The following is a 5,934-nucleotide window of genomic DNA, read 5'->3' on the forward strand; positions in this document are numbered from 1 at the left end:
CACACCGGCCGCCGTGTCCGTACCGCATCCGGCCGTCGTCGTCAGCAGGGCGGCGACGGACACGGCGGCCGGTGTGGTCCCCGAGGGCTGGGACACGCTGAGGACGTCCGCGGTCACGGTCGCGTATCCGCCGGCCTTCACCGCGCAGAGCGATGCCGAACGGAGCGAGCACAACGCGGCGGCGGCCACCCTCACCGAGGACGGCAGATCCGTCGGAATGATCACCGTGCAGCTCGACTTCACCGACGCGGACTCGGCGGAGGAGGCGGCGATCGGCGCGGAGGCGGGCATCGCTCTCGGCTCAGAGCTCGGCAGGCAGCGGAAGATCGCGGTCGCGGGCCCCGACGGCGAGGAGGAGGCGCGGCGTGCCGGCTTCGAGTTCACGCAGAAGGGCGCCCGGTACCAGGGCGTGATCGTCGCGGGACTCGACTCCGCCGGGAAGGCCTACGCGGTACGGATCGACGCGGCCCGGGGAACGCTCGACGACGGCGATCTCCACAGGATCATCGAGTCCATTACGGTCAAGTAGGGTGCGCTGATGGGGATTCCGGGCGGTGAACAGGTCTTTTTCCTGGGCATGATTCTGCTGTTCGGTTGGCTGACGGCGCACTACGCGCGTCGGCTGGCGGCGGTGGCGCGAGCGCTGCGGGCGGGCGGCCGGGCGCCCGGTGTGTGCGTACGGATCGAGAGCGAACCGTACAACCGGTCCGACGCGCGGCGGTACGTCTTCTCCTTCCGCGTGCCCGAGGACGGGCGCGTGATCGAGTTCGAGGATCTGGCGGGCGGCGCGGTGAAGGTCGGCGGCGAGGTCATGGTGGCGTACGACCCGGCGGCCCCGGAGCGCACCGCGACGGTCGCGGGGCGCGGGAGCTGGTCGCCGGTGGCGCGGTACGGACTGCTGGTGACGGGGTGCGGGCTGGCGGCGGCCGGGTTCGCGGCGGTGTTCCTGTTCACGGCGCTCTGAAGCGGGCCGGCCTCCCGCCGGGCGGCGCGGCGGCTCTCCCGGCACACGCCCCGGGCGTGGACGCCCCGGCACGGTACGGCGATTGAAGGCACGGAGTTCTCATGCACGGCGATCTGTTCGGAGGCGAGGGGCGATGACGCGGTACGACTACCCGGGGGCGCGCGCCCAGCGGAACGAGGACCCCGGAGCGCCGGTCTTCGCGCTCGTACGCGCCTGGGCGGTCGGCATCGTCGTCCTGGTCGTGACCGAGTACCTCCAGGCCACGCTGGTCTACGACCATCTCGCCTCCGAGGAGAATCTGGAGACGTTCCTCGGCCGCCTGATGCTGATCCACCTCCCGAACGCGCTCTGCATAGCCCTGGCCACCTGGGCGGCGGGCCGCGCCCACCACGACCCCTTCCGCGCCGCCGCCTTCCGGCACGCCCTGGCGACCTTCACCGTCCCGGTGGCGGCCCAGGCCCTGAACATGTCACTCCAGTGGCAGGACCTGGCCGCGGAGGGCCTGCTGATGTCCAACGCGGTCCTGGTCCTGGGCTGCGTCACGGGCAACGCGGCGGACCGCCTCACAGAGGACTGACCCTCCGCGCCCCGCAGAGACCGACGCGGGGCGGGCGCCCCCGCTCTCCGACGGCGCTTCGGCGGCTGTCCGCGGGCACTTCGGGATCCGATCGTATGAACTTCAGGACCTCCCGCCCCGGCCGGCGCTTCACGCCTAGACTGACCCGGCCGCCACGGAAGGAATGATCACAAATGCGCCCCGCACGGTTCCAGGACTTCACCCTCGATCTTGCCAAGAACAGCCCCGGCGTGACCCGCGTCCAGACCCTCGCGGAGGCGGGAGACGCCAAGTACGCGTTCGGACTGGCGATCACGACCGGGGACGGTGAAGCGCGGTGGCAGATCATGGGCCAGCTCGCCGAGGGGGAGAAGCACGAACACGCCGACGTTCCCGTCAACGGTGACCCCGCACAGAAAGTGGCGGACCCGGCGCCCGGTGATCACGAGGGATGGCTCGCCGCGGCCATCGCACGGGCGGAGTCGCCGGAGATCGCGAGCATCGACCGTTGGTCGGCCCGTCCTGGTGAGGGGAACAGCCGCGGCCTGACGATCGCGTTCCACAACGGAGCGCGCGCTTTCGTCCGGCAGCTCTAGGGTCTTGTCCGGCCGACGGCCGGGTTGGAAGTGCGTCACCTGTCAGCACCGCCTACGCAAGGAGGACTGATATGGCACCACGATTCGATCCCGGCCGGTGCGGGGGTACCTGCCCCTCTTGTGGGCAGACGGTCGGCTCGCCCCCGGGGCAGCCGACCACGGGACATCAGAAGCCCCATCCGAGCCGGGAGACCTGCCCCGGCGGCACCACCACGGCGGTGAACTGACACGAGCCCCGGCCGCGCAGGCGGCCGGGGCTCTGGCGTGTTGTGGGTAGTGCGGGTGGGGGTGCCGATCGGGTGTGTGGTGTCGGTCCGGTGCGCCCGGCATCCGCGCAGGTCCCGGCGTTCCGCGTTCGGCGGGGTGCCGCGGCCGGGTGGGGTGCCTCGTATACGACCTTCTGCCAGAGGTCTTGACAAGTCGATTGGTCTGGACCACCTTTACGCCCGACGGTGGCCACCGTTCCCCCTCTCAGTACCTCCATCCCCGAACCCCCCAGCGGAGGCAGCAAGTGGAACGTGCACCAGGCGGCAGAGGTCGCATACGTACCTGGATCGGCGGGGCCGTGGCCGTGCTGGCGGCCGGGGCGCTGAGTGTGACCGGGCTCACCGGGAGCGCGCAGGCCGCGGACATCAATGTCGCCAGGAACGCGGGTTACGAGTCCGGGCTCGCCAGCTGGACCTGTTCCGCGGGCAGTGGGGCCACCGTCGGCTCGCCCGTGCACGGTGGCGCCGCCGCGCTGCGCGGCACGCCCGCCGGGCAGGACAACGCCAAGTGCGCCCAGGCCGTGGCCGTGCAGCCCAACTCCACGTACACGCTGAGCGCGTGGGTGCAGGGCGGCTATGTGTACCTCGGCGCCGAGGGCACCGGTACGACCGATGTGTCGACCTGGACCCCGGACAGCTCCGGCTGGAAGCAGCTCACGACCACCTTCAGGACCGGTGCCTCCACCCGGTCCGTGACCGTCTACACCCACGGGTGGTACGGCCAGACGCCCTACTACGCCGACGACCTCTCCGTCTTCGGCCCCGACGGCGGCGGTGGCACCGACCCCGGGCCGCAGATTCCCGCCGCGCCCGGCGGTCTCGCCGTCGGCTCGGTGACCTCGTCGTCCGTGACGCTCAACTGGAGCGGTGTCTCCGGCGCGACCGGCTACAACGTCTACCGCTCCGGTACGAGGGTCCAGTCGGCGACCGGCACCTCCTCGACCGTGACCGGACTGGCCGCGAACACCTCGTACGACTTCCAGGTCACCGCGACCAACGCGGCCGGCGAGTCGGCGCGCTCCGCCACGGTCACCGCGAGGACCGCGCAGGGCGGCGGCAACCCGCCGCCCGGCAATCCCGCGGTGCCGAAGCACGCGCTGACCGGCTACTGGCAGAACTTCAACAACGGCGCGACCGTGCAGAAGCTCCGTGACGTCCAGTCGCAGTACGACATCATCGCCGTGTCGTTCGCCGACGCGACGGCCACGGCCGGCCAGATCACCTTCAACCTCGACCCGGCCGTCGGCTACGCCTCGGTGGCCGACTTCAAGGCGGACATCGCCGCGAAGAAGGCCGCGGGCAAGTCGGTCATCATCTCGGTCGGCGGTGAGAAGGGCAATGTCACGATCAACAGTGACGCCTCCGCCACCGCCTTCGCCAACAGCACCTACGCGCTGATGCAGGAGTACGGCTTCAGCGGTGTCGACATCGACCTCGAACACGGCATCAACTCCACCTATCTGACCAAGGCCCTGCGGCAGCTCTCCGCGAAGGCCGGCAGCGGACTGGTGCTGACGATGGCGCCGCAGACGATCGACATGCAGTCGACGTCGGGCGAGTACTTCAAGACGGCGCTGAACGTGAAGGACATCCTCACGGTCGTCAACATGCAGTACTACAACAGCGGTTCGATGCTCGGCTGCGACGGCAAGGTCTACTCCCAGGGCTCGGTGGACTTCCTCACCGCCCTCGCCTGCATCCAGCTCGAAGGCGGCCTCGACCCGTCGCAGGTCGGCCTCGGGGTGCCCGCCTCCACGCGTGGCGCGGGCAGCGGCTATGTCGACCCGTCCATCGTGAAGAACGCGCTGGACTGCCTCGCCCGGGGCACCAACTGCGGTTCCTTCAAGCCCTCCAGGACCTACCCCGGTATCCGCGGCGCGATGACCTGGTCCACCAACTGGGACGCGACGGCGGGCAACGCCTGGTCCAACGCGGTCGGCCCGCACGTCCACGGCCTGCCGTAGCACCTCGTCGTACCGGTACCCCGGTACGGGCTCTCCCGTACCGGCACCGTACCGGCGGTGCCGCCGCTCCCCCGGCGGCACCGCCAGGAATCCCCGGACCCCCCACAGGGCCGGCAGCGCCGTCGAACCCCACCCGACGGCGCTGCCGTGTGTCCGGGGCCGGATCACCGCGCGACGCGGGGCCGGATCACCGCGCGACGCGGGGCCGGATCACCGCGCGCGACGCGTCGCCGGACACACCGCGGCTACCGGAGAAGGTCCCTCGTCTGCTGTACGCACAGCACCACGAAGAGCAGCCCGGCCGCCGCCAGCATCACATTGCTCAGCACACCGTTGCGCCATTCCCTCGGCGTACGCGAGGAGTTGAGCAGCCAGACCAGGGTGAGCGCGAGGAACGGCATGAAGAACGCGCCCAGCACGCCGTAGACCACCACCAGGCCGAACGGCTCGTCCAGGAAGAGCAGCGAGATCGGCGGGAAGGTCAGCCAGAGCAGATACGCGCGGAACACGAACGAACGCTCCCGTGCGCCCGACGCGACCATGTCCACCGCGTCCGCCCTGTCCACCCCCTTCCGCTCGCGGACGAAGCGGTCCACGAAGTCGGCGAACATCAGGCTCACGCCGTGCCACACGCCCATCAGCGCCCCGAAGGACGTGGCGAAGAAGCCGATCAGGAAGAGCTTCGCCGTGACCACGCCGAAGCGGTCCTCCAGTACGGTGCCGAGATCGATCAGGCCCCGGTCGCCCGAGGTGAGGGCGATCCGGGAGGAGTGCAGCAGTTCGGCGCCGATGATCAGCATGGCGACGACGAAGAAGCCGGTGGTGATGTAGGCGACGCGGTTGTCGAGCCGCATCACCTTCATCCAGCCGGAGTTCGTCCAGCCCTTGGAGTTCACCCAGTACCCGTAGGCGGCCATGGTGATGGTGCCGCCGACGCCGCCGATCAGCCCGAGCGTGTAGAGCACCGAACCGTCCGGCAGGACCGGCACGAGACCGGTGACGGCCTCACCGAGATCCGGTGCGACACGGATCGCGACATACATGACGACAAGAAACTTCATACCGATCAGCACCGTCATGGCCTTCTCGAAGACGGCGTACCGGTTGAACCAGACGAAGACCAGACCGGCCAGCCCGGTGATGACCGCCCAGGTCTTGAGCCCTGGACCGTCCGGGAAGAGCGCCACGATCGGCAGGGCGCTGGAGGACATGGCCGTGGCGCCGTAGACGAAGCCCCAGACAAGGACATAGACCGCGAAATAGACGGTGGTCCAGTTGCCGAGGCTGCGCCAGCCGTCGAAGAGCGTACGGCCGGTGGCGAGATGCCAGCGGCCCGCCGCCTCGGCGAGGGAGATCTTCACGACACAGCCGATGACCGCCGCCCAGAGCAGGGTGTAGCCGAACTCGCTGCCCGCGATGAGCGTCGCGACCAGATCTCCCGCGCCGACGCCGGTCGCCGCGACGACGATCCCGGGGCCGATGTACGTCCAACTCGACTTGCGCGGCCGGGAGACGGTCTTGCCGGCCTCGCCGGTCCCTTCGGTCCCGCCTGTGCGGGGGTCACCTGCTCCGGGGCCGGCTCCGGAGC

At 70.3% G+C, this 5,934-nt stretch carries 6 protein-coding genes; 5 read left to right on the forward strand and 1 reads right to left on the reverse strand.

Going from position 1 to position 5,934, the window contains the following annotated elements; translation table 11 throughout:
- From BFF77_RS28820 to BFF77_RS28840, 5 genes are all read left to right on the forward strand, one after another.
- Window positions 1-529 (forward strand): hypothetical protein (locus BFF77_RS28820; RefSeq protein WP_079125580.1); only part of this gene is annotated, 529 nt, incomplete at its 5' end.
- 9 nt (window positions 530-538) lie between these two features.
- Entirely contained in the window at window positions 539-964 is a 426-nt protein-coding gene (locus tag BFF77_RS28825) for a DUF3592 domain-containing protein (protein WP_066955637.1), read from the forward strand.
- A 133-nt stretch (window positions 965-1,097) separates the two neighbouring features.
- Window positions 1,098-1,541: a hypothetical protein gene (locus BFF77_RS28830; protein ID WP_066955640.1), complete on the forward strand. Its 444-nt coding sequence runs from the start codon at window positions 1,098-1,100 to the stop codon at window positions 1,539-1,541.
- Between the two features lie 173 nt (window positions 1,542-1,714).
- The gene (locus BFF77_RS28835; protein ID WP_066955642.1) at window positions 1,715-2,116 is read left to right on the forward strand and encodes a hypothetical protein; all 402 of its coding nucleotides are present in this window, start codon (window positions 1,715-1,717) and stop codon (window positions 2,114-2,116) included.
- A 511-nt stretch (window positions 2,117-2,627) separates the two neighbouring features.
- Window positions 2,628-4,346, forward strand: coding sequence for a glycosyl hydrolase family 18 protein (locus tag BFF77_RS28840; RefSeq protein ID WP_066955645.1), 1,719 nt, complete (start codon window positions 2,628-2,630; stop codon window positions 4,344-4,346).
- Window positions 4,347-4,591: 245 nt separating this feature from the next.
- Here BFF77_RS28840 and BFF77_RS28845 read toward each other — a convergent pair.
- A partial coding sequence (locus BFF77_RS28845) for an Nramp family divalent metal transporter (protein WP_066955648.1) occupies window positions 4,592-5,934 on the reverse strand: 1,343 nt, incomplete at its 5' end.

The organism is Streptomyces lushanensis (assembly GCF_001700515.1).
GTDB lineage: Bacteria > Actinomycetota > Actinomycetes > Streptomycetales > Streptomycetaceae > Streptomyces > Streptomyces lushanensis.